Raw genomic sequence first — 23,134 nt, 5'->3', positions numbered from 1 at the left:
GCTCACTTACTTGATGCAAGTCTTGAGTGAGCTAGAAACTAGTAACACGATTAATTTCAGCCAAGCTAGTGACTCCTTTAGCTGCTTTTCGCAGGCCTGATAAGCGTAAATTATTAAAGCCTTGCTCTTTGGACTTTTGCGCAATTTCGAGCGAATTACCACCGCGCATAATAATTTGAGCGATTTCTGGAGTAATTTGCATTACCTCATAAATACCCACACGACCTTTATAGCCTTCAGTGCAAAGCTCGCAACCATTTGCTTTAAATAGAGTGAGCTCTTTACTTTGTTGTTCAGAGAAACCTTGTCGAATTAGCTCTTGCTCAGGTAATTGTTCGGGTTGTTTGCAGTGACTACATAAGCGCCTAGCTAAGCGCTGTGCGATGATAAGAGTAACTGAACTTGCCACGTTATACGCTGGTACGCCCATGTTAAGCAAGCGAGTGAGCGTTTCAGGGGCAGAGTTAGTATGTAAGGTTGAAAGCACTAGATGGCCTGTTTGGGCCGCTTTAATCGATATTTCAGCGGTTTCGAGGTCGCGAATTTCCCCAACCATTACAACATCAGGATCTTGACGTAAAAAAGCACGCAGCGCATTGGCAAAGGTCATATCGGCACGGGCATTAATTTGCACCTGATTAATGCCTACTAAATTGATCTCAACCGGATCTTCTGCGGTTGAAATATTGCGCTCAGGTTTATTTAAAATATTCAAACCAGTATAAAGCGAAACCGTTTTACCTGACCCCGTAGGGCCTGTTACTAAAATCATGCCTTGAGGTTGGGCAAGGGCATTTAAATACAACTCTTTTTGTTCGGCTTCATAACCCAGTACATCAATGCCGAGCATGGCGCTTGATGAATCTAAGATCCGCATTACAATTTTTTCACCCCAAAGAGTGGGCAGGGTCGAAACCCGAAAATCGATGCTTTTCTTTTTAGTGATTTTGAGTTTGATACGGCCATCTTGTGGTTTGCGTTTTTCGGCAATATCAAGGCGGGCCATAACTTTTACCCGCGCTGAAATACGCGTTGCTAGTGCTTGAGGCGGCGCAGCAACTTCATGCAAAATACCGTCAATGCGAAAGCGAATTCGATAGGTAAATTCATAGGGTTCAAAGTGTAAATCTGATGCGCCTTTACGGATGGCATCCATTAAAATTTTATTGATATAAACGATGATGGGCGCATCTTCTTTTTCATCGGCTACATCGTTATCTTTTGTGCCTTCGGATGTGTCAATTTCAACATCACTAAATTCTTTAAACTCTTCATCGCTAAGGTTTAAACCTGATGAATTATCAAGTAATTGATCAATCTTTTTCTCAAGCTCGGCAAAATCAACTACAACGACTTCGGTTTGTAAGCCGGTATTAAACTCAAAGTTTTCAAACGCATCAAAATCAGTTGGGTCAGCGGTGGCTAAAAAAAGCGTTCGGTTACGTTTGCTCATCGGTAAAATATGATGTTTACGGATCAAGCTTTCGTTTATTAATTCAGTGGGAATGTGCTGCGGGTCAAAGCTGGTTAAATCAAATAAAGGGACTTTAAATAACTCGCTGCATTTGGCGGCAAATGTTTTTGTGGTGAATTCGGAACTGCTGGTAATAAGCTCAATCACTGAGGTACTGCTTAGCCCCTTATTGTTTACATCTTCAGGTTTTATATACCCTAAGCTGATAAATTTTCGAATTAAAGGGGAGTTTAAATTCATACTGGCACTATCCAATTGATTGATATAGTAAGTGTTACTGAGAACACAGATATTGCAAGTGTGATTGTATTTTTGATTCGGCGTATGCGAGGCTTAGGGTTTATACCAATCGTAATAAATAACTGATCACCCTAGCTTGTTAAAACACTCGATAACTTCGTTAGATTTTTTGATTGTAGAATAACTACTTATCGAAAAAATCTGCCTTGTTCTCAAGCGTTTTTCCTACGCTATTTTTGATCACTTACTTATCGTGATTGGTATTATTTCGAAGGTGACAGTTTGCTGGTAAGGTTTAAAGCCAAAATAACGTTTATGACATATCGTTTTCGCAAGCAAGCTTGCTGTTAGGCAATGATATTTAGAATAGGGCGAGCAGTTTTTGGTGTAAGGCGATTACTTGTTGCTTTGTGTGGTCTAACGTCAAAGAGTTATCAATGGTGTGATCTGCTAACGCTTGTTTTTGCGCTCGAGGCATCTGCGCTGCAATGATGTTTTGCACTAACTCTAAGGTGCAATTATCGCGTTCGCTGGTACGTTGTAGTTGAGTTTCAACCGGTACATCAACCAATAAGTTATGGTCGCAAAGCTCGTTGAGTTTATTTTCAAACAGCAGGGGCGCAACCAATAACACATACGGGCTGTTTGCTTGGTGTAACTGAATTAACATTTCGCTGCGAATAAGTGGGTGCAATAAATTATTGAGCCATAACTTATCATTGGGTTCTGAAAAAACTCGTTCACGTAATTTTGATCTATTTAGGCTACCATCTTGGTTTAAAAAATCCTCGCCAAAGTATTGTTTAATTGCTGCAAGTGCTGGGCTACCAATAGCAACGACTTCACGGGCAACAATATCGGCATCAACTAATTCAATACCCAGAGCGGCAAACATATTTGCAACGGCGGTTTTACCTGATCCAATGCCACCGGTTAAACCAATAATTTTTTTGCTTAGTTTGGTTTGGTTTGATGGCATTGTTCATTATTTCCAGATGTTAAAAAAGCTAAGTATTAGGCTAAAATCACGCTGTAATAAGCCTTTGATATTTCAGTGCCCCAAAGTATTGCAACCCAACCTGCAACAGCGATGTAAGGGCCAAAAGGGATTGGCGTGGCTTTGTCTTTACCTTGAATACTAAGGAGCGTAATACCAATCACAGCGCCTACTAAACTCGACAGCAAAATAATCATCGGTAGGGCTTGCCAACCAAGTAATGCACCAAATACCGCCATGAGTTTAAAGTCACCATAGCCCATGCCTTCTTTACCGGTGGCGAGTTTAAACAGCCAATAAACCGACCAAAAGCTTAAATAGCCCAGTGCCGCACCAATAACAGCCTGAGCGGGTTCTATGGTTAGGCCAAATACCGATGCAAGTAGGGCAAGCCATACTAGCGGTAAGGTGATTTGGTCAGGCAATAACATGTGGTCAATATCAATAAAGATTAGGGCAATGAGTGCCCAAGTAATTGCAAGATACAACACCGTTTGCTCGGTTACGCCAAGCACTGCGGCAACGGTTAAGCTTGCCACCATAGTGAGTAATTCAATGCTTGGGTAACGGATTGATATTGGGTTTTGGCAACACGCACATTTGCCGCGCAATATCAGCCAGCTAATGACCGGGATATTTTGCCACGCTTTAATTTTATTGTTGCATTTTGGGCAGGTTGATGCAGGGACAGCAAGGTTAAAAATAGCTGGTGGCTCGTTGGTATTGTTTGCACCAAGCTGATTTTTAGGTAGCTCGTTTTCTAACAATAAGCGGCAATCAGTTTGCCATTCATTTTGCATCATCACAGGTAAACGATAGATCACCACATTTAAAAAGCTACCTACCGCAAGTGATACCAGTGCAACCGTTAAATAAAAAAACCAAGCATGTTGTTGGTAAAGTGTTATGAGCTCTTGCAGCATTAAACTATTCATTATTACACTATCCACCAACAATGGCACCCAGTTGAAATATAGGCAGGTACATGGCAACAATTAAGCCACCTACTAACACCCCTAAAATTGCCATTATCAAAGGCTCTAATAAGGTTGAAAGGCCATCAACGGCGTCATCGACTTCTTGCTCGTAAATGGTGGCCACTTTTGCCAGCATATCATCAAGGGCGCCCGATTCTTCACCAATGGCGACCATTTGAATCACCATATCAGGGAAAATATTTGAGTTTTTCATGGCAAAGTTCATTTGGTTACCTGAACTCACCTCTGCTTTTATTTCTATAATCGCTTCGCGATAAACCGCATTGCCTGAAGCGCCAGCGGCAGAATCAAGGGCATCAACTAAGGGTACGCCTGCAGCAAAGGTGGTTGATAAAGTACGGGCGTAACGGGCAACCGCTGCTTTATCTAAAATTTTGCCAATAATAGGGAGTTTTAAAATGGTGCGGTCGGTATTGTCGCGTACATTTTTGCTGCCTCGATGTGCTTGCCTAAAGGCATAAAAGCCGCCAGCCATGCCACCAAAAACAGCCCACCAATAATTTTGCATAAACTCTGAGATACCTATTACAAATTGGGTAAACGCAGGCAGTTCGGCGCCAAAACCAGCAAAAACAGTTTCAAATTGAGGCACTACAAAGATTAAAAGAATGCAAGTAACAACAAAGGCTATTGATAAAACAGCGATAGGATAAATCATGGCTTTTTTAATTTTAGATTTAAGCGCTTCAGACTTTTCTTTATAGGTGGCTACGCGGTCAAAAATATTATCAAGCGCACCTGATTGCTCGCCCGATGCCACTAAGTCGCAATACAAGTCATCAAATAAGATTGGGTGTTTACGCAGCGCATCAGAAAACGGATTACCCGCTTTTACTTCATCGGCAATTTTGGTAATTAAGCGCTGAAGGGTTTTTTTCTCCGAACCAGACCCTATCATATCAATGGCTTGAATCAGGGGTACCCCAGCCATTAGCATGGTGGCTATTTGGCGGGTTAGCACACAAATGTCTTTGGCGGTAATTTTAGGTTCTGATGACAGCCCAAGCAGTGGTTTTGATTTCTTTTTTACTTTTGATGGCGTGATGTTTTGTTTGCGTAGCTGCGCTTTCACCAGTGCAATACTTTGGCCATTCATTTCGCCTTCAAGCTTTTTACCGCGGCTATTCACCCCTACCCAAGTATAAGTATCAAGCGCTTTGGTAGCTGTTGTTTTTTTCGCCATTATTCTATCCTTGCTCGTAGTCGCTTTTGCTTTTTGTTATCTCAGTTGAGCTTCGTATTGGTTCGTACATTCTATAGCTAAAGCTATATTTAATTAAGACGTTCGAATCTTCAGCTATTAAACCTGTTTTTAGGGTTGATAGCTAGTCACACGGTTTATTTCGATAATCGACGTCATGCCTGATGCTGCTTTTATTAAGCCCGAGCGGCGCAGGTTATTGACCCCTTCGTTGGTTGCCGCTTCGGCTATTTCAAGAGAGTTGCCACCGCGCATAATAATTTGCGCAATATTAGGGGTAATGGGCATGACTTCATAAATACCGACGCGGCCTTTGTAGCCCTCTGTGCAATGCTCGCAGCCCTTGGCTTTAAATAAGGTTAAATCGGTTAAGTCAGTTTGGGTAAAGCCAAGTTTTAATAACTCTTCAGTAGGAATATGCTCCGGCTCTTTGCAGTGGCTGCATAAACGACGAGCAAGGCGCTGGGCTATAATGAGGCTCACTGAACTTGCAATATTATACGACGGCACACCCATGTTCATTAAACGGGTTAAAGTTTCGGGTGCTGAGTTAGTATGCAGGGTTGAAAGCACTAAGTGACCGGTTTGCGCGGCTTTGATTGCGATTTCGGCGGTCTCTAAATCTCGAATTTCCCCCACCATGACGACATCAGGGTCTTGGCGTAAAAAGGCGCGAAGGGCATTGGCAAAGGTCATATCAGCACGGGGGTTAATTTGCACTTGGTTAATACCGGCTAAGTTAATTTCAACTGGGTCTTCTGCGGTTGAAATATTACGCTCGGGTTTATTCAGAATGTTTAAACCAGTATAAAGCGATACGGTTTTACCAGAACCCGTTGGGCCTGTAACTAAAATCATGCCTTGCGGCTGGGCAAGGGCGTTCATGTACAGATCTTTTTGTTTTGGCTCGTAACCGAGTACATCAATACCGAGCATGGCGCTTGATGAGTCTAAAATACGCATTACAATCTTTTCGCCCCACAAGGTTGGTAGGGTTGAAACACGAAAGTCGATACTTTTCTTTTTAGTTATTTTTAGTTTAATACGACCATCTTGTGGTTTGCGTTTTTCGGCCAAATCCATGTGCGACATGACTTTAATCCGCGCCGATATACGGCTTTCAAGCCCTACGGGCGGGTTGGCAATTTCGTGCAATACCCCATCAACCCGAAAACGAATGCGGTAGGTGTGCTCATAAGGTTCAAAGTGTAAATCTGATGCGCCTTTTTTAATGGCATCCATCAATATTTTATTGATATAAACAATAATAGGGGCGTCGTCGTCTTTACTGTTGACATCGGTCGAAAGGGACTTTTTACTGCTTGACGTTTCTTGTTCGCCATCAACGCCTTCAAGCTCGGCAATTTGGGCTGAACTTAACTCTAACCCATCGGTTTTATCAAATAATGACTCTATAGCAAGGGCTAGTTGCTCGTAATTGACCACCACCACTTCGGTTTGCATGCCAGTATTAAATTCATAGTCTTCAAAGGCATCAAAGTTAGTTGGGTCGGCACTGGCTAAATAAAGGGTTTTGCCTTTTATTGCTATGGGTAAAACATTATGCTTTTTAATTAGTTTTTCGTTCAGTATCTTTTCATTAGGCAGTAAATTTAAATCAAAATCCTTTAAATCAAGAAATGGTACTTGAAATAACTGGCAAGCTTTGTAGGCAAGTTCTTCGGCTGACATCTTTGATTCTTTGCAAATAAGCTCTGCAATAGAAATTGTACTTGAATTGTTGTTTTGCAGAGGGGATTTTAGAATCTCAAGATGTATGAGTTTACGAACAAAAGGGGAGTTTAGTATCATTATTATCAGATTATTTTTAGGTGAAAAAGGCTATTAAATAGCCTTTTCTAACATGCTTGTATTCTAGCGTAAGTATATATTACTTAGCTGCTTCTGTGATTATGCTTGTCGCTAAGTCAAGTGAATACTTTTTAGTACCGTTACCTGGAGCGCTACCTTCTAAAACACTTGTAAAAGTAGGCGTTGTTGTCGGAGTTACACTTACACAAGCATTTCCTTTAAAGCTAGGAACCGGGAAATTTGTTGCATCAGCTTGATGTAAAGCTGTTGAAACTTGTTTACCCCAATCTTGTATTGCAGCTTTACACGTCTTGTTTGCTGCATTTTCTGTATAAGAGTTATACTGTGGGATCGCTACTGCAGCCAAAATACCGATGATTGCAACTACGATCATTAATTCGATTAATGTAAAGCCTTTTTGGGCTTGTTGTTTCATTTGTTTAACGTGTTTCATGTTGTACCTCTCCTACGAGTGACATGTGGGGCTAACCTTCGGGGGGAAAGTATTATCGCGCCCCGACTTTTATTAAGTTGAGTATAGTGTTTTTTCTCTAATGAGAAAGGCAGTACAAATAAAATCCTAACATTTTTACTGCTTATTTTACTGTGTATTTCACAAACATCTAAAAAATGAATGGTTTAGGTTGTTAAGTTGCTTTAATCACTTTAGTTCGTAGTGCAAAAATTTGTACTCACGAAGTGCTGTTAATTAAATTGTTTTCAACTCTTTGTTATCAACTTAAACATGCATCATGTTTTAGTATTGGTTTGCGCTTCCTGCCTAAACCAATTTTATTAGATGCTAGCACCCATTTTGTGAAAATAATAGTAATTTATATTACAAATTAGTTACAAGCTTGTGCTTGGTAAATTTGCCAGATTCATTGTACACATTTTAATACTTCTCACAATTGTTTTGCATCAACACCTTACGCTTTTATTTTCGGTTTTTTAAAGTGAAACTGGCCGCGTGTATCTGTTAACTGTGTATTTAACTTTTTATATAAAAATTCATTTAGCAATTTTCTAGATTCATCTAACTTTTTATTTAGCTATGCACTTATATAAAGCGCATTGATAAATCAATGGCGTTAACATGTTTGGTAATGGCGCCACTTGATATGTAATCGACCCCAGCTTGTGAGTATTCGCGAAGTGTTTTAATGGTCATGTTGCCCGATACTTCTAATTTAGCGCGCTGCTGGGTAATTTGAACGGCTTGTTGAATTTCAGCGACTGAAAAGTTATCAAGCATAATGATATCGGCACCGGCAGATATCGCTTGGTTTAGCTCATCGAGGTTTTCTACTTCAACCTCTACTTTTAAGCTTGGGTGATTTTGTTTGGCCGTGGCAACTGCATGTGCAATCCCGCCACACGCGGCAATGTGGTTTTCTTTAATTAAAAATGCATCGTATAAACCAATGCGGTGATTTTTACCGCCGCCACAGAGCACAGCATATTTTTGTAATTGGCGAAGGCCTGGCACGGTTTTGCGGGTATCGAGTAGCTGTGTTGTTGTGCCCGCAAGCTCTTTGACATAATGCGCGGTAGTGGTGGCTGTGCCTGATAAAGTTTGCACAAAATTAAGCGCGGTGCGTTCTGCTGTTAAAATGGCGCGGGCGTTGCCTTTGGCAGTAAATAAAACGTCGCTTGGTGCAGCAGCGTCGCCATCGTGTTTAAAAAAAGTAAGCTCAACACTGGCATCAACTTGTTTAAATACTTCAGCAACTAGCGCTTCGCCACAAAAAATGCAATCTTCACGAGTGATAACATTAGCGGTTGCGGTTTGTGTGGCCGGAATAAGTTGGGCGGTAATGTCGCCATCGGTTGCCGACTGGCCGTTTAAATCTTCACTTAATGCTTGGCTAACTAAGCGTTGAATTAATTCTGCATTAATATACGTGGCTGCGTTCATAGTGTGACTCTGCTTGTTTAGGTATCGGCTTACTGCCATTATAATAGTGAGGTGGCGTGCGATAACGAGTTGTCAAATATGGCTTTTATTTTACCTCTTTATTGGCTGAAACTATAGCTTATTGTGAAACGGTGCTTTAACTGCGTTACTGTAAAGCGGGTGTGCTAAGTTATTTTAATGTTGGATAATAACGCTATATTAGGCTGCTCTGTTTGGCGTTAACTACGTTGGTTGGAGGGGTTATTGACTTACTAATGAGGGGTTAATTTACCTTGCTAGCTCTGCAAATTTTTGGCGAGAGATTATAAAAGTGGCTATTTAGCTTTAATTTAATAGATTGGTAAATCTTTTACCAAAATTGATGTTAAGTCATTTCACTTCACTTACATTTATGTTGATAGATATTTAAAGGGTTGCATGTTGAGTGCTGATATTAATAACGGCTGGTTAACTGGCGTGGTGCATTGTTGTTCGCCCCATTTTAATGTGCGGCCAAGTGGCGATGCCATTTCATTGCTTGTGGTGCATAATATTTCATTGCCTGCAGGGCAGTTTGGTGGCCCGTATATTACCGACTTATTTATGGGCTGCCTAGAATGTAACGCTGACCCAAGCTTTAGCGATTTAGAGGGGCTTCGCGTGTCGGCACATTGTTTAATTCGCCGTGATGGGTCGGTGATCCAATATGTGAGCTTTTTAGATAGGGCGTGGCATGCGGGTGTGTCGTGCTTTGAGGGGCGTGAAGGCTGTAATGATTTTAGTATTGGTATTGAGCTTGAAGGAACTGATACAGACCCATACGAGCAAGTGCAGTATCAGCAGCTTGCAATAGTGGCTAAAATGTTGATAAAACAGTATCCTAGCATTACCAAAGAGCGAATAGTTGGTCATTGTGATATTGCGCCAGGTCGTAAGACCGATCCGGGGCCTAGTTTTGATTGGCAGTATTTTTACGCTTTAATGTAATTTTTTAATCGATAGTTGTAACAACACACCATGTTGGTTTATCGACACTTTAGGTAAATGATATGACGTTAATTTCAATTTTAATTGCTTTGATTATTGAACGCTTAGATGCTCGCGGTAAATATTGGCAAATGGAAACATACGCAAGTGCTTACCTTAAAAAAAGTAACCAGCTTGAGTCAGTGTTTAAGTATCCCACCTTATTATTACTTTGGCTTTTGTTACCAGCGTTAGTGGTTGGTTTTATTGTACATACTTTCGACTTTGTTTTATGGCAGATACTTATTAACGTTGTCGTGTTGTTGGTGTGCTTTGGCTGTGTGTATTACCGCGAAAAATATAAAGGCTACCTTAATGCAATGCAGCGCAATGATAGTGAAGCTGCTACTTTGTACGCTGCTCAGTTAGGGCAAAAACGCACAGAAGACCAACGGGGCGGTGAAACCCTTGGGCAAACGCTAGCGTGGATTAATTTTCGATTTTATTGCGCTGTGCTTTTTTGGTTTGTTTTACTTGGCCCTGCGGGTGCAGTGTTTTATGCCTTGGTGCGCACGGTTGCTGATGCGGTTAGAAGCCAAAAAATTACCTTTTTGTTTCCTCAAAAACAATTTTTACAAACCTTGTTATTTTGGCTCGATTGGTTGCCTGCACGCATTGCCAGTTTTGGCTATTTGATTATTGGCAACTTTAATAAAGGCACATCGTGTTGGTTAAAGCATTTGCTCGATTTTAAAATTAGCAACCGTAAAGTGATTACCGAAACCGCTTTAGCTGCAGAGCAAATAGAGCAGCAACATATTGGTTGCACTGTTGAGGCGTTGTGTATGGTGAAGTTAGTAAAACGTAATGTATTGTTTTTTTTAGCGCTGACTGCTGGGTTAACGTTATTTGGACAACTCACTTAAACAGCGAGCTTAATTGCAATTGGCTGCGATTAAGCCCTAAGTCTTTACTTAAAAGGTCACCATTAGAATATTACCTCTAGTGGTCTGACCATTTTGCAAATGTCGAATAATCCTTTCTTTTTTTATAAAAGTTTTCATAATTTACCGTTATCGTTAATTTTGGCTGTGGCTACTTAGTATTTTAATTGGCTTTACGGTTCGACAATTTTGACAGTTGGCGTGGATTTTGTTAATTTATGCTCAATTTTGGTATGACCAATTTACCTTTTGGCCTTTTACAGCAATGTGAGTAGCTTTTTTCTATGTCTCTAAAAATTAAAGCAGCAAAATTATCGGATGTAATTTTAGAGCAATTGGAAAATATGATCCTTGAAGGGTCATTGGCTGCGGGTCAAAAGCTACCCCCTGAACGTGAACTGGCTAAGCAGTTTGAAGTATCGCGCCCATCGTTACGTGAAGCGATACAAAAACTCGAAGCCAAAGGCCTTGTTACGCGCAGGCAAGGTGGTGGCACGTATGTAAAAAATCAACTTGAAGGCGGTATGACCGATCCTTTGTTTGAATTGATCAGTAAACACCCTGAATCGCAATTTGATTTACTTGAGTTTCGTCATGCGCTTGAGGGCATTGCTGCTTATTATGCAGCTTTGCGTGGTACGGTGACTGATTATGAAAAAATCAAACGTCATTTTGATTTAATCGCAGCGGCAGAAAGTGATTTAACCGCCAAAGCGAAAGCGATTAACGGCTTTCACTTTAGCATTGCAGAAGCGTCTCATAATGTAGTGTTATTGCATTTAGTGCGCGGCATGGAAGCATTGTTAGAACAAAATATCGTGCAAAATTTAACTGTGTTGCTTGAAAAACCAATGGTGAGAAACCAACTGGCGCAACACCGTAAGGGATTGCTTGATGCAGTAATTAATGGTGAGCCAGATAAAGCTCGGCTTGCCAGTAATGCTCACTTGGCGTTTATCGAAGAAGCGTTATTAGAAGCCGGTAGAGAACATTCAAGAATTGAGCGTAGTTTAAGGCGCACACAACAAAATTAAGCACTATTGCTGTCTGTTGTGGGAAAATTTGAAGCTAAATTCGTATTTTAAACATAAGGAAAACTCCATATGTCTGAAGTCAATAAATTTGACGTAGACGCACTAGAAACACAAGAGTGGTTACAGGCTTTAGAGTCTGTTGTGCGTGAAGAAGGTGTTGAACGTGCTCAGTTTTTGCTTGAGCAAGTATTAGAAAAAGCCCGTTTAAATGGCGTTGATATGCCGACAGGCATTACAACCAATTACATCAACACGATCCCGGTTGAGCAAGAGCCTGCTTATCCAGGTGATGTGAATCTTGAACGTCGAATTCGTTCGATTATCCGTTGGAACGCAATCATGATTGTATTGCGTGCGTCTAAAAAAGATTTGGACTTAGGCGGCCATATGGCGTCTTACCAATCATCTGCTGCATTTTATGAAGTGTGTTTTAACCACTTCTTTAGAGCGCCAAATGAGATTGATGGTGGCGATTTAGTTTATTATCAAGGTCATATTTCACCGGGTATTTATGCCCGTGCGTTTGTTGAGGGTCGTTTAACGGCTGACCAACTTGATAACTTCCGTCAAGAAGTTGATGGCAATGGTTTGCCGTCGTATCCACATCCAAAGTTAATGCCTGAGTTTTGGCAGTTCCCTACAGTATCAATGGGTTTAGGCCCGATTGCTTCGATTTACCAAGCGCGTTTCTTAAAATATTTAGATGGTCGTGGCTTAAAAGATACTAAAAACCAACGTGTTTATGCGTTTTTAGGTGATGGTGAGATGGATGAGCCAGAATCACGCGGCGCAATTTCGTTTGCTGCACGTGAGAAGCTCGATAACCTATGTTACCTAGTTAACTGTAATTTACAGCGCCTTGATGGCCCAGTAATGGGGAATGGTAAAATCATTCAAGAACTTGAAGGCCTATTTAAAGGTGCAGGTTGGAATGTTATCAAGGTTGTGTGGGGATCGGGTTGGGATATCCTGCTTGCTAAAGACACCACAGGTAAATTATTACAGTTAATGAATGAAACCATTGACGGTGATTACCAAACTTATAAAGCGAAAGATGGCGCATACGTGCGTAAAAACTTCTTTGGCCGTTACCCTGAAACAGCAGCGCTTGTTGCTGATATGACGGATGAGCAAATTTTTGCACTTAAGCGTGGTGGTCATGAGCCATCAAAACTATATGCTGCATTTAAAACTGCACAAGAAACCAAAGGTCGCCCAACGGTTATCTTAGCTAAAACCGTTAAAGGTTATGGTATGGGTGAAGCCGCTGAAGGTAAAAATATTGCGCACCAAGTGAAAAAAATGGATATGACGCATGTTGCGCATTTACGTTCACGCCTTGGTTTACAAGATTTATTGCCAGATGAAGCGTTAGTTGACTTACCGTATTTAACCCTTGAAGAAGGGTCGGCCGAGCACAAATATTTGCATGCACGCCGTAATGCATTAAAAGGTTACACACCTAAGCGTATTCCTAACTTTACTCAGCCACTTGTGCTGCCAGAAGTGAAAGAGTTTGCTCCGTTATTAGAAGAGCAAAAACGTGAAGTATCAACGACCATGTCGTTTGTACGTGCACTTAACGTATTGTTAAAAGATAAAAACATTGGCAAAAACATTGTGCCGATTATTGCTGATGAAGCGCGTACTTTTGGTATGGAAGGTTTATTCCGTCAGATTGGCATTTACAATCCACATGGTCAAAATTATACGCCACAAGATCGCGACATTGTTTCTTACTATAAAGAAGCTACATCAGGGCAAGTATTACAAGAAGGGATCAATGAGTTAGGTGCTATGTCGTCGTGGGTTTCTGCTGCAACATCATACAGCACTAACGATTTACCGATGATCCCGTTCTACATCTATTACTCTATGTTTGGTTTCCAACGTGTGGGTGATATGGCGTGGATGGCTGGCGATCAGCAAGCTCGTGGTTTCTTACTCGGTGCCACTGCCGGTCGTACAACGCTTAATGGCGAAGGCTTACAGCACGAAGATGGCCACAGCCATATTTTAGCAAGCACAGTGCCTAACTGTATTTCTTATGACCCAACGTACGGCTATGAAGTTGCAGTGATTATTCAAGACGGTATTCGTCGTATGTACGGTGAAAACCAAGAAAATATTTACTACTACTTAACGTTAATGAACGAAAACTATCATCAACCAGCTATGCCTGAAGGTGCTGAAGAGGGTATTCGTCGTGGTATTTATAAACTTGAAAGCTACGCGGGTGCTAAAGCAAACGTTCAGTTATTAAGCTCGGGCACTATCATGAATGAAGTGCGTAAAGCGGCTGCTATTTTAAGTGAAGAATACGGCATTGCGTCAGATGTTTATTCGGTAACATCATTTAATGAGCTTGCGCGTGATGGCCAAGATGTTGAACGTTTCAATATGTTAAACCCAGGTGCACAAGCGCGTGATGCGTATATTACAGAAGTATTAAACGAAAACGCCACCATTGCTGCAACGGATTACATGAAAAACTATGCAGAGCAAGTGCGTGCGTTTATTCCGTCAGCTAACTACAAAGTGTTAGGTACAGATGGCTATGGCCGCTCTGATAGCCGTGAAAACTTACGTCGTCACTTTGAAGTGAATGCGGGTTATGTGGTGGTTGCTGCGTTAACTGAATTGGCTAAACGTGGTGAAGTTGATAAGGCACTTATCGTTCAAGCGATTGAAAAGTTTGAAATCGATACAGATAAACTTAATCCACTTTACGCATAAGAGGTTTACTCATGACGATTGAAATTAATGTACCAGACATTGGTGCTGATGCGGTTGAAGTCACTGAAATTTTAGTGAAAGTGGGTGATACTGTTGTTGAAGATCAGTCTTTATTGACGGTTGAAGGCGATAAAGCATCTATGGAAGTGCCAGCATCAACCGCTGGTGTTGTAAAAGAAATTAAAATTGCTCTGGGTGACAAAGTCACCACGGGCAGCTTGATTATGATTTTTGAAGGCGAAAGCACTGCAGCAGTTGCTGCTGCGCCAGTTGTAACTTCAGCTCCTACTGCGGCACCTGTTGCTGCAGTTGCATCACAAAATGTGAATGTGCCAGACATTGGTGGTGATGAAGTAGAAGTGACTGCAATTTTAGTGGCTGTTGGTGATGTTGTTGCTGAAGACCAGTCAATCTTAAACGTTGAAGGTGATAAAGCTTCAATGGAAGTGCCTGCGCCATTTGCAGGTACCGTTAAAGAGATTAAAGTCGTTACCGGTGATAAAGTTACGACTGGTTCGTTGGTGATGGTTTTTGACGTTGCAGGCGCAGCAAGTGTCGAAATGGCAGTACCTGTTGCTGCAGCAGCGGCACCCGTTGCAAGCGCATCATCAGAGCAAGATGTGTGCGTGCCAGACATTGGTGGCGACCAAGTAGAAGTGACTGAGATTCTAGTTGCTGTTGGCGATGTTGTTAAAGAAGATCAATCAATTTTAAACGTTGAAGGTGATAAAGCTTCAATGGAAGTGCCTGCGCCTGTTTCTGGTACGGTTAAAGAAATTAAAGTGGCTGTCGGTGATAAAGTGGGTACTGGTTCGCTAGTATTTGTTTTTGAAGTGGCTGGCAGTGCACCTGCTGCAGCGCCAACGGTTGCTCCTGTAGCGGCGGCACCGGTTGCAGCAAAAGCTGCGGTTATTCCTGCTCAAACGCAAATTACAGACTTTGCTGAAAACAGTGCTTATGCACATGCATCACCTGTTATTCGCCGTTTGGCTCGTGAATTTGGTGTTAACCTTGCAAACGTAAAAGGCTCTGGCCGTAAAGGTCGTGTTGTCAAAGAAGACGTGCAAAACTATGTTAAAACATTAGTGAAGCAAGTTGAATCTGGTGCGTTATCAGCAAGTAAAGGCAATGCTGGCGGTGGTGAGCTAAATCTTATCCCATGGCCAAAAGTAGATTTTGCTAAATTTGGTGAAGTTGAAGAGAAAAAACTATCGCGTATTCAAAAACTGTCTGGCGCTAATTTACACCGTAACTGGGTGCAAATTCCTCACGTGACACAATTTGATGAAGCGGATATCACGACACTTGAAGAGTTCCGTAAAGAGCAAAATGCGTTAGCAGAAAAACAAAAACTGGGTGTGAAAATTACACCGTTAGTATTTGTTATGAAAGCGGCGGCAAAAGCCTTAGTAGAATTCCCTACCTTTAATTCATCTTTATCAGACGATGGCGAAAGCTTAATTTTGAAAAAGTACGTGAACATTGGTGTTGCGGTTGATACGCCTAATGGTTTAGTTGTGCCTGTATTTAAAGATGTGCACAATAAAGGCATTATTGAGCTATCACGTGAATTAATGGATATCTCGAAAAAAGCCCGTGAAGGTAAATTAACTGCAGCAGACATGCAAGGTGGTTGTTTTACTATTTCAAGCCTTGGTGGTATTGGCGGTACAGCGTTTACACCGATTGTAAATGCGCCAGAAGTGGCTATTTTAGGGGTGTCGAAATCGGATATCAAACCAAAATGGAATGGTAAAGAATTTGAGCCTAAATTAATGGTTCCGCTTTCGATGTCTTACGACCATAGAGTCATTGACGGAGCGCTTGCGGCACGCTTTACTGCAACACTTGCTAGTTATTTGAGTGATATTCGTCAACTAGTTATGTAAAAAACTAAATCCTGTTTGTGTAAACAAACAGGATTTATTTTGTATCCAATGATACAATCTTGAACCAAATTTAAACGCTGCCGCGTGTTCTTCTCTTGCAGAGCTTCTGTAACAGGATAAATGGCAGGACAATAATAGTGGGCAGTGTCCCGTTCGAAACAATTAAGGTAATAGCATGAGCAACGAAATCAAAACTCAGGTTGTTGTACTAGGCGGTGGTCCTGGTGGTTATTCTGCAGCTTTCCGTGCTGCTGACTTGGGTCTAGAAGTAACACTTGTAGAATCTCGCGAAACATTAGGTGGCGTATGTTTAAATGTGGGTTGTATCCCATCTAAAGCATTATTACACGTTGCTAAAGTTATTGATGACGCTGCTGAAATGTCATCTCACGGCGTTACATTTGGCGCACCACAAATTGATTTAGACAAAGTCCGTTCATGGAAAGACTCTGTGATTGGTCAATTAACTGGTGGCCTTGCTGGTATGGCTAAAATGCGTAAAGTGAAAACTGTATTTGGTTACGGTAAATTCACCGGTGCAAACACTATTGCGGTTGAAGGTGCTGATGGCACAACAACAATTACTTTTGATAACGCGATTATTGCTGCAGGTTCACAACCAGTTAATTTACCGTTCATTCCAAAAGATGACCGTGTAATTGATTCAACTGGCGCACTTGAACTAAAAGATGTTCCTGGTAAATTACTTGTTTTAGGTGGTGGTATCATCGGTCTTGAGATGGGTACTGTTTATCGTGCATTAGGCTCACAAATTGATGTTGTTGAATTTGCTGACCAATTGATACCTGCTGCTGATAAAGACGTAATCAAAATTTATCAACGTTATGTAAAAGACAAGTTCAACGTAATGCTTTCTACAAAAGTAGTGGCTGTTGAAGCAAAAGATGATGGGCTATATGTAACGTTTGAAGGTAAAGAAGCTCCAGCTGAGCCAGTACGTTACGACAAAGTACTTGTTGCAGTAGGTCGTACACCAAACGGTAAATTATTAGACGCTGACAAAGCGGGTGTTGCTGTTGATGAGCGTGGTTTTATCAATGTTGATAAGCAATTACGTACAAACGTAGCAAATATTTTTGCTATCGGTGACGTTGTTGGTCAACCAATGCTTGCTCATAAAGCGGTACATGAAGGTCATGTTGCAGCTGAAGTTATCTCTGGTCAAAAACACTTCTTTGATCCTAAGTGTATTCCTTCTATTGCTTATACTGATCCAGAAATCGCTTGGGTAGGTGTGACTGAAAAAGAAGCTAAAGAGAAAGGTTTAAATATCGAAACTGCGGTATTCCCTTGGGCTGCATCAGGTCGTGCCATTGCATCTGCGCGTACTGAAGGTCAAACTAAGCTAATTTTTGATAAAGATTCAGGCCGCATTATCGGTGGTGCCATGATTGGTATCAACGCAGGCGAAATGTTAGGTGAAATTGGTTTAGCAGTTGAAATGGGCGCTGATGGTGAAGATTTAGCGTTAACAATTCATGCTCACCCAACATTGAATGAATCAATTGGTTTAGCTGCCGAAATTTTCGAAGGCTCAATCACTGATTTACCAAACAAAAAAGCAGTTAAAAAGAAATAAGTGATGCTTAGTTTAATCTAAGCTAACTGTTCTTATGCCTTTGTTATAAAATGCCCACCAAGAGTGGGCATTTTTTATGCCTCGATTTTGTCGTAATTTAGGTTCTGATTTTGAAAAATGCCGTTCTCGCACTTCGTGCCAAACAACTTGAAACATCAAAACGAGAGTTTAATGCTCGTGGCGGTAAAATGATCCGCTGTGATCACTGTTTGCTTGCCGTTAATTATTGTATTTGTGCAGGGATTGAAGTGGCAACACAGTGTCAAAGTGCGGTCTGTATGCTGATGTCACATAATGAAAGCTATAAGCCGTCAAATACAGGTCGGTTAATTGCCGATATAATACCTGATCATTATGCCTATCGATGGCAACGTACCGAAGTAGAACCTGAGTTGCTGGCTTTATTAGCAGATCCTACTTACCAAGGAATTATAGTTTTCCCTCAGGATAATCTGCCTGCTGAGCGATTTATTACTGCCGTCCCGCGCGCGAGTGGTAAAAAGCCGTTGTTTATCTTTTTAGATGGCACATGGCGCGAAGCTAAAAGAATGATCCGTAAAAGCCCATACCTTGATAATTTACCTATTGTCTCGATCACACCAGATAAACTATCTGAATATAAATTACGGGTGGCAGCGTTTGATAATCATTTGGGCACAGCAGAGGTTGCGATACTGGTGCTTGAGTTAGCCGGTGAGCATGATGCGGCAGCTAAGCTTGAAAAGCACTTTATTGATTTTAGAGAAGCGTATTTGGCAGGCAAGCGTAACAAAGGTGAATTACTGCGAGACTCACTCAGCGAAGATGAGTAACCATATTTTTAGGTGAATTTAATTTAGGTGAATTTAATAATATTTATTATTTAGACGTTGAGCTGATAGTATTGGTTGTCGTGATAAATAAAATATGACTTATAGATATAATCACTGACATTTTTATAGTGTGTATCGTTTGAGTATATTTGAAGAAAAAAGCGCAAAAAAAAGCGTGGGCTATAAATAGTCCACGCTGACCGGAATCTTTTTTTGAGCGTCCTGCCCGTTGCCTGTTAAGGCTCTCCAACTCGTCTATCCTTAGCTATATTTCTATAGCAGACTCATCCTAAGTCTATATCCCTGCTTGCTCATAGCCGTCATCCATTACGCTTAACTACTCTGAGCTGCTAACTCCTGTCAGCGTTGACATCCATGTTGCATCTCTTAGGCCACACGCCTGTGGCACATTCCATGATACAAACTTCCTGCTTTGTGCGTCCTGCACATCCTGATTATTTCCATGTCCTTGTGCTAAGCTAAGCACTGTTTGGCATCCTGCCTTGCTTGGTGATCCATCTTCCTTTCAAGCGATGATTAAATTATAGATTTTTACTTAAAAAGAAATAGGTGTAATAGGGGGATAAATGCTTTGTCATAAAAATGATTTATATTGATTGTTTATTTATTTCAATAGGTTATGTTGTTAATTTGGTGTTTTTAATATGTAAATAGCGGTATGTCTGTCAAGTTTGTGAGAGATATCTTACAAACTGAATCCTAAATTGAGAAGTTGATTTGATGATTTAAGGCATTAAGTGCCCAGAAAATTAGATATTGAACGACTTGTGATTGTACATAGAGACTATAAAGTTTATTATTTGATAATAATTCTTATTTGTATGGTGATAAAATGAAAGTTAAACTATTAGCGTTTGCGGTTAGTCTAGTCAGTATTAGTAGCTTTGCAACTGAAGAGGTGAATATTTACTCGTTTCGCCAGCCCTTTTTAATTGAACCTATTTTGCAAGAGTTCACAGCTCAAACCGGCATAAAAACAAAAGTTGTTTTTGCGAAAAGCGGATTAATTGAACGTATTATTCGTGAAGGCAAACATACACCTGCAGATATCGTTTTATCATCTGATTTTAATACTTTACTGCAGTTACAAGAATCAAATTTAATGCAACCTATCGACAGTGAAATTGTCGCTAAGAATGTGCCAGCTTCTTTTAGATCTCCCGACGGTCAATGGGTTGCACTCACTAAGCGTGCTCGTAATGTATATTCTTCTAAAGACCGAGTTGGGCGTTTAGACACTCTAAACTACGAAGATTTAGCAAAACCTGAATATTTAGGTAAAATTTGTACGCGCTCAGGTAAGCACCCTTATAACTTGGGTTTAGTTGCTTCTATGATTGCACATCATGGTGAAGCTGAGACAAAAACATGGTTGGAAGGCGTTAAGGCTAACTTGGCTAGAAAACCTCAGGGTAATGATCGTGGACAAGTCAAAGCGATTAAAGAAGGCTTATGTGATGTTGCTTTAGGTAACAGTTACTACTTTGGTAAAATGATTGAAGATCCTGAGCAAAAAGAATGGGCCGATTCGGTTTATATTAACTTCCCTAACCAACAAAATCGCGGTACTCATATCAATGTATCAGGTGTGGTATTAAGTAAGTTTAGTAAAAATAAATCAAACGCATTGAAACTTATCGAATTTATGACTGACAACAAAGCTCAGAATATGTATGCTTCGCTCAATATGGAATACCCTGTTAAAATGGGTGTGCCATTATCAGAGTTAGTGGCCTCTTGGGGGACATTTAAGGAAGATACCTTGCCATTAACTGAAGTCAGTAAATATCGTCCTGCCGCACTGAAGCTGATGGATGAGGTGAAATTTGATCTTTAATGCAATTACGAGTTTCTCTGTCTAAATGGCAGATATTTGCGTGGGTAGCGGGGATTGTTCTCTCGTTACCTATCGCATTTTTAGTTTTTGAATCGCTAAAACCTTCTCCGGATGTCTTTGATCATTTACGTCAGACTGTGCTTTGGCACTACACTTATAATACGATCCTGTTAATTATTGGTGTTGCTGCCGTTAGCTGTTTTATTGCATTACCTTTAGCTTGGCTAGTGGCATATTGCGATTTTCCATTTCGTAAGCAATTTGAATGGGCTTTGATGCTGCCTTTAGCGATGCCTGCTTATATTATTGCTTATATTTATACTGATTTACTCGATTACGCAGGGCCCGTGCAAGTGTGGCTCAGGCAGCTTTTTGGCTGGCAAACTGCACATGATTATTGGTTCATTGATCTGCGTACCTTACCCGGTGCTATCGCTATGATTGCTCTAGTGCTTTATCCGTATTTATATCTTATTTTTAAATCAGCACTCAAAGAGCAATCGTTTAAATTGGTTCAAGCAAGCCATTTGATGGGCCATTGCGCTTGGAAAAGCTTTTATAAAGTATCACTGCCTTTAGGGCGCGGCTCGATTGTCGCAGGTTTAGCGTTGATAAGTATGGAAGCGATGGCTGATTTTGCAACGGTACACTATTTCGCTGTGAGTACTTTAACGACAGCTGTATACGATACATGGCTTGGTTATTATTCACTAACTGCCGCTGCTAAAATTTCAGCTGTCATGCTGCTTATATTATTTTTAACTCTCGGATTAGAGCGGTTTAGTCGTCGCAATCAACACGTTGCAGAGCGTTCTGGCTTAGTAAATTCTGGACCGTTATATTCTTTGTTTGGTATTAAAGCTTGGTTAGCTAGTGCTTGGTGCTTACTTATTCTGATATTAGGGTTTCTATTGCCCGTTATTGTATTAGTTAATTATGCTATTAATACATTTGACCATGCTTCATATAGTCAATTTTTAATTTATGCATGGAACAGTTTTAAGTTAGCGGTGACGGTGAGTGTAATTTGTATGCTCATTGCGGTGTTGATAGCTTATTATCAGCGAGTAAGTAGCACCTCTTTAAAATATTGGCCTGGTCGAGTTGCTAGTGCTGGTTATGCGTTACCCGGTACTGTGTTAGCTATTGCAGTGTTGTTAGTTCTTAGCTTTTTTGATGGGTTACTTAATCAAGTTGCGGTATTTTTCAATACCATAGATTCTTTGGGGTTAATTTTAAGTGGGTCTATTTTTGCATTAATATTTGCTTACGTGGTTCGTTTTTATGCGATTGCGCAGGGGACGCTAGAGGCTAGTTTTGCTCGCATACCACCATCATTTGATATGGCAAGTGCAGCAATGGGTAAAACATCAAGCCAAACATTACGTTTGGTTCATTTACCTTTATTAAAACGCGGTATTTTAACCGCCGGACTACTCATTTTTATTGAGTGCATGAAAGAATTACCGGCTGCTTTATTACTTCGGCCATTTGATTTTGAAACACTCGCTACGCATGTTTATCAATATGCCAGTGATGAGCAACTTGAGCTGGCAGCAAGTTCTGCGCTGTTTATTGTCATAGTCGGTTTATTACCGCTGTATTTTATAACTTCATCTATGGAAAGTTCTCGTCGCTATGAGTAGTTTGTTATTAGAAAGCGTAGTGTATCGTTATGGCGATAAAGCGGTTATTGATGAGTTGTCACTTGAAGTTCAACATAACGAGATAGTGTGCTTGCTAGGGGCTAGTGGTTGCGGAAAAACTACGACACTGAAAGCCATTGCTGGATTATTAGCGCTTGAAAATGGGCGAATTACAATCGGCGAGCAACTTGTTAATGACACTAATGTATTTGTGCGAGCACAGCATCGTAATATTGGCATGATGTTTCAAGATTATGCCTTATTCCCGCATTTAACCGTGGCGCAAAATATTGCATTTGGTTTATCTGCTTGGCCTAAGCTCGCTCGTCAAGAGCGGGTTGATGAAATGCTGCAATTGATTAAACTGCCAGATATAGCCACTCGATACCCGCATCAACTGTCTGGAGGGCAGCAGCAGCGCGTCGCAATTGCGAGGGCGTTAGCCTATAAACCTAAGTTGCTATTATTAGATGAGCCTTTTTCAAATATAGACCACCAAGTAAGATTTCAGTTGATGGATGAAATTCGTCAGATTATAAAATCACAGCAAGTGTCAGCTATCTTTGTAACGCACTCCAAAGAAGAGGCGTTTGCGTTTGCGGATAAACTCGCCGTGATGGATCAAGGTAAGATCATACAACTAGGGTATGCTGAAGATTTATTTCTGGCACCTAATTCAAAGCTTGTTGCTGAATTTCTCGGTCCGGGCATATACTTATCGGCTACTTATAATAAAAATATTGGTTTTACTACTGAATTGGGTTTACTTGAGGCCGACTTTGATACTAATGAAGTAAGCATTGTTGGGGAGCTATACTTGCGTCCACAGCATCTTGTACTGACGGTTGCAGCGAGTGGGCGCGCCTCTGTACTTGGGCGTCGGTTTATCGGCGAGAAATGGGTGTACCGCGTTGAGGTTGCATCTCAGCAACTCGAATTATCAAGTATTGATGGCGCAGTACTTCAAGTTGGGGAGTGTGTAAATATCTCTATCTTGCCGCATCAAGTGACTTTCTTCATTTAGTCGAAT

General features: G+C 40.9%; 17 protein-coding genes. 10 read left to right on the top strand and 7 right to left on the bottom strand.

The genetic code is table 11. The annotated features are described in order from the left end of the window. Window positions 1–31: 31 nt before the first annotated feature. The 7 genes from pilB (AC3KZC_RS14125) to nadC all read right to left on the bottom strand — a co-directional run bounded on the left by pilB (AC3KZC_RS14125) (window position 32) and on the right by nadC (window position 8,640). Window positions 32–1,714, bottom strand: a complete 1,683-nt coding sequence (pilB, locus tag AC3KZC_RS14125) for a type IV-A pilus assembly ATPase PilB (protein WP_490576987.1) — start codon at window positions 1,712–1,714, stop codon at window positions 32–34. Window positions 1,715–2,075: 361 nt separating this feature from the next. After that, window positions 2,076–2,693 (bottom strand): dephospho-CoA kinase, encoded by a 618-nt coding sequence (gene coaE / locus AC3KZC_RS14120; RefSeq protein ID WP_490576988.1) that lies wholly within the window; start codon window positions 2,691–2,693, stop codon window positions 2,076–2,078. Window positions 2,694–2,728: 35 nt separating this feature from the next. Beyond that, on the bottom strand, window positions 2,729–3,631 hold the full coding sequence (locus AC3KZC_RS14115; protein ID WP_490577114.1) for a prepilin peptidase: 903 nt from the start codon (window positions 3,629–3,631) through the stop codon (window positions 2,729–2,731). Between the two features lie 22 nt (window positions 3,632–3,653). After that, the gene (locus AC3KZC_RS14110; protein WP_490576989.1) at window positions 3,654–4,892 is read right to left on the bottom strand and encodes a type II secretion system F family protein; all 1,239 of its coding nucleotides are present in this window, start codon (window positions 4,890–4,892) and stop codon (window positions 3,654–3,656) included. Between the two features lie 129 nt (window positions 4,893–5,021). After that, window positions 5,022–6,722, bottom strand: a complete 1,701-nt coding sequence (gene pilB, locus AC3KZC_RS14105) for a type IV-A pilus assembly ATPase PilB (RefSeq protein WP_490576990.1) — start codon at window positions 6,720–6,722, stop codon at window positions 5,022–5,024. Between the two features lie 79 nt (window positions 6,723–6,801). Beyond that, window positions 6,802–7,176: a type IV pilin protein gene (locus AC3KZC_RS14100; RefSeq protein ID WP_490576991.1), complete on the bottom strand. Its 375-nt coding sequence runs from the start codon at window positions 7,174–7,176 to the stop codon at window positions 6,802–6,804. 606 nt (window positions 7,177–7,782) lie between these two features. Further along, a complete protein-coding gene (gene nadC, locus AC3KZC_RS14095) occupies window positions 7,783–8,640 on the bottom strand; it encodes a carboxylating nicotinate-nucleotide diphosphorylase (RefSeq protein ID WP_490576992.1) in 858 nt (285 codons plus the stop codon). A gap of 417 nt (window positions 8,641–9,057) precedes the next feature. On the opposite strand from nadC, the gene ampD reads away from it, so the two are divergent. The 10 genes from ampD to AC3KZC_RS14045 all read left to right on the top strand — a co-directional run bounded on the left by ampD (window position 9,058) and on the right by AC3KZC_RS14045 (window position 23,128). Beyond that, window positions 9,058–9,606 (top strand): 1,6-anhydro-N-acetylmuramyl-L-alanine amidase AmpD, encoded by a 549-nt coding sequence (gene ampD / locus AC3KZC_RS14090; RefSeq protein WP_490576993.1) that lies wholly within the window; start codon window positions 9,058–9,060, stop codon window positions 9,604–9,606. A 62-nt stretch (window positions 9,607–9,668) separates the two neighbouring features. Beyond that, complete coding sequence (ampE, locus tag AC3KZC_RS14085; RefSeq protein ID WP_490576994.1) at window positions 9,669–10,511, top strand: beta-lactamase regulator AmpE; 843 nt, start codon at window positions 9,669–9,671, stop codon at window positions 10,509–10,511. 302 nt (window positions 10,512–10,813) lie between these two features. Beyond that, a complete protein-coding gene (gene pdhR, locus AC3KZC_RS14080; RefSeq protein ID WP_490576995.1) occupies window positions 10,814–11,563 on the top strand; it encodes a pyruvate dehydrogenase complex transcriptional repressor PdhR in 750 nt (249 codons plus the stop codon). Between the two features lie 69 nt (window positions 11,564–11,632). Beyond that, window positions 11,633–14,299 carry a pyruvate dehydrogenase (acetyl-transferring), homodimeric type gene (gene aceE, locus AC3KZC_RS14075; RefSeq protein WP_490576996.1) on the top strand — a complete coding sequence of 889 codons (2,667 nt, stop codon included), beginning with the start codon at window positions 11,633–11,635 and terminating at the stop codon, window positions 14,297–14,299. Window positions 14,300–14,310: 11 nt separating this feature from the next. Continuing rightward, window positions 14,311–16,188, top strand: a complete 1,878-nt coding sequence (gene aceF, locus AC3KZC_RS14070) for a pyruvate dehydrogenase complex dihydrolipoyllysine-residue acetyltransferase (protein ID WP_490576997.1) — start codon at window positions 14,311–14,313, stop codon at window positions 16,186–16,188. Window positions 16,189–16,363: 175 nt separating this feature from the next. Beyond that, window positions 16,364–17,788 carry a dihydrolipoyl dehydrogenase gene (lpdA, locus tag AC3KZC_RS14065; RefSeq protein WP_490576998.1) on the top strand — a complete coding sequence of 475 codons (1,425 nt, stop codon included), beginning with the start codon at window positions 16,364–16,366 and terminating at the stop codon, window positions 17,786–17,788. Between the two features lie 110 nt (window positions 17,789–17,898). Continuing rightward, complete coding sequence (locus tag AC3KZC_RS14060) at window positions 17,899–18,600, top strand: tRNA-uridine aminocarboxypropyltransferase (protein WP_490576999.1); 702 nt, start codon at window positions 17,899–17,901, stop codon at window positions 18,598–18,600. Between the two features lie 853 nt (window positions 18,601–19,453). Next, window positions 19,454–20,458 carry a Fe(3+) ABC transporter substrate-binding protein gene (locus AC3KZC_RS14055; RefSeq protein WP_490577000.1) on the top strand — a complete coding sequence of 335 codons (1,005 nt, stop codon included), beginning with the start codon at window positions 19,454–19,456 and terminating at the stop codon, window positions 20,456–20,458. Then, a complete protein-coding gene (locus AC3KZC_RS14050; protein WP_490577001.1) occupies window positions 20,458–22,104 on the top strand; it encodes an ABC transporter permease in 1,647 nt (548 codons plus the stop codon). The genes AC3KZC_RS14055 and AC3KZC_RS14050 overlap by 1 nt, the downstream gene beginning before the upstream one ends. After that, window positions 22,097–23,128: an ABC transporter ATP-binding protein gene (locus AC3KZC_RS14045; RefSeq protein WP_490577002.1), complete on the top strand. Its 1,032-nt coding sequence runs from the start codon at window positions 22,097–22,099 to the stop codon at window positions 23,126–23,128. The genes AC3KZC_RS14050 and AC3KZC_RS14045 overlap by 8 nt, the downstream gene beginning before the upstream one ends. The last annotated feature ends 6 nt before the right edge of the window (window positions 23,129–23,134 follow it).

It is taken from the genome of Pseudoalteromonas sp. J2K-J031, assembly GCF_058197095.2.
The sequence above is the reverse complement of the archived record's forward strand: the minus strand, read 5'-3'. Positions and strand labels throughout refer to the sequence as shown.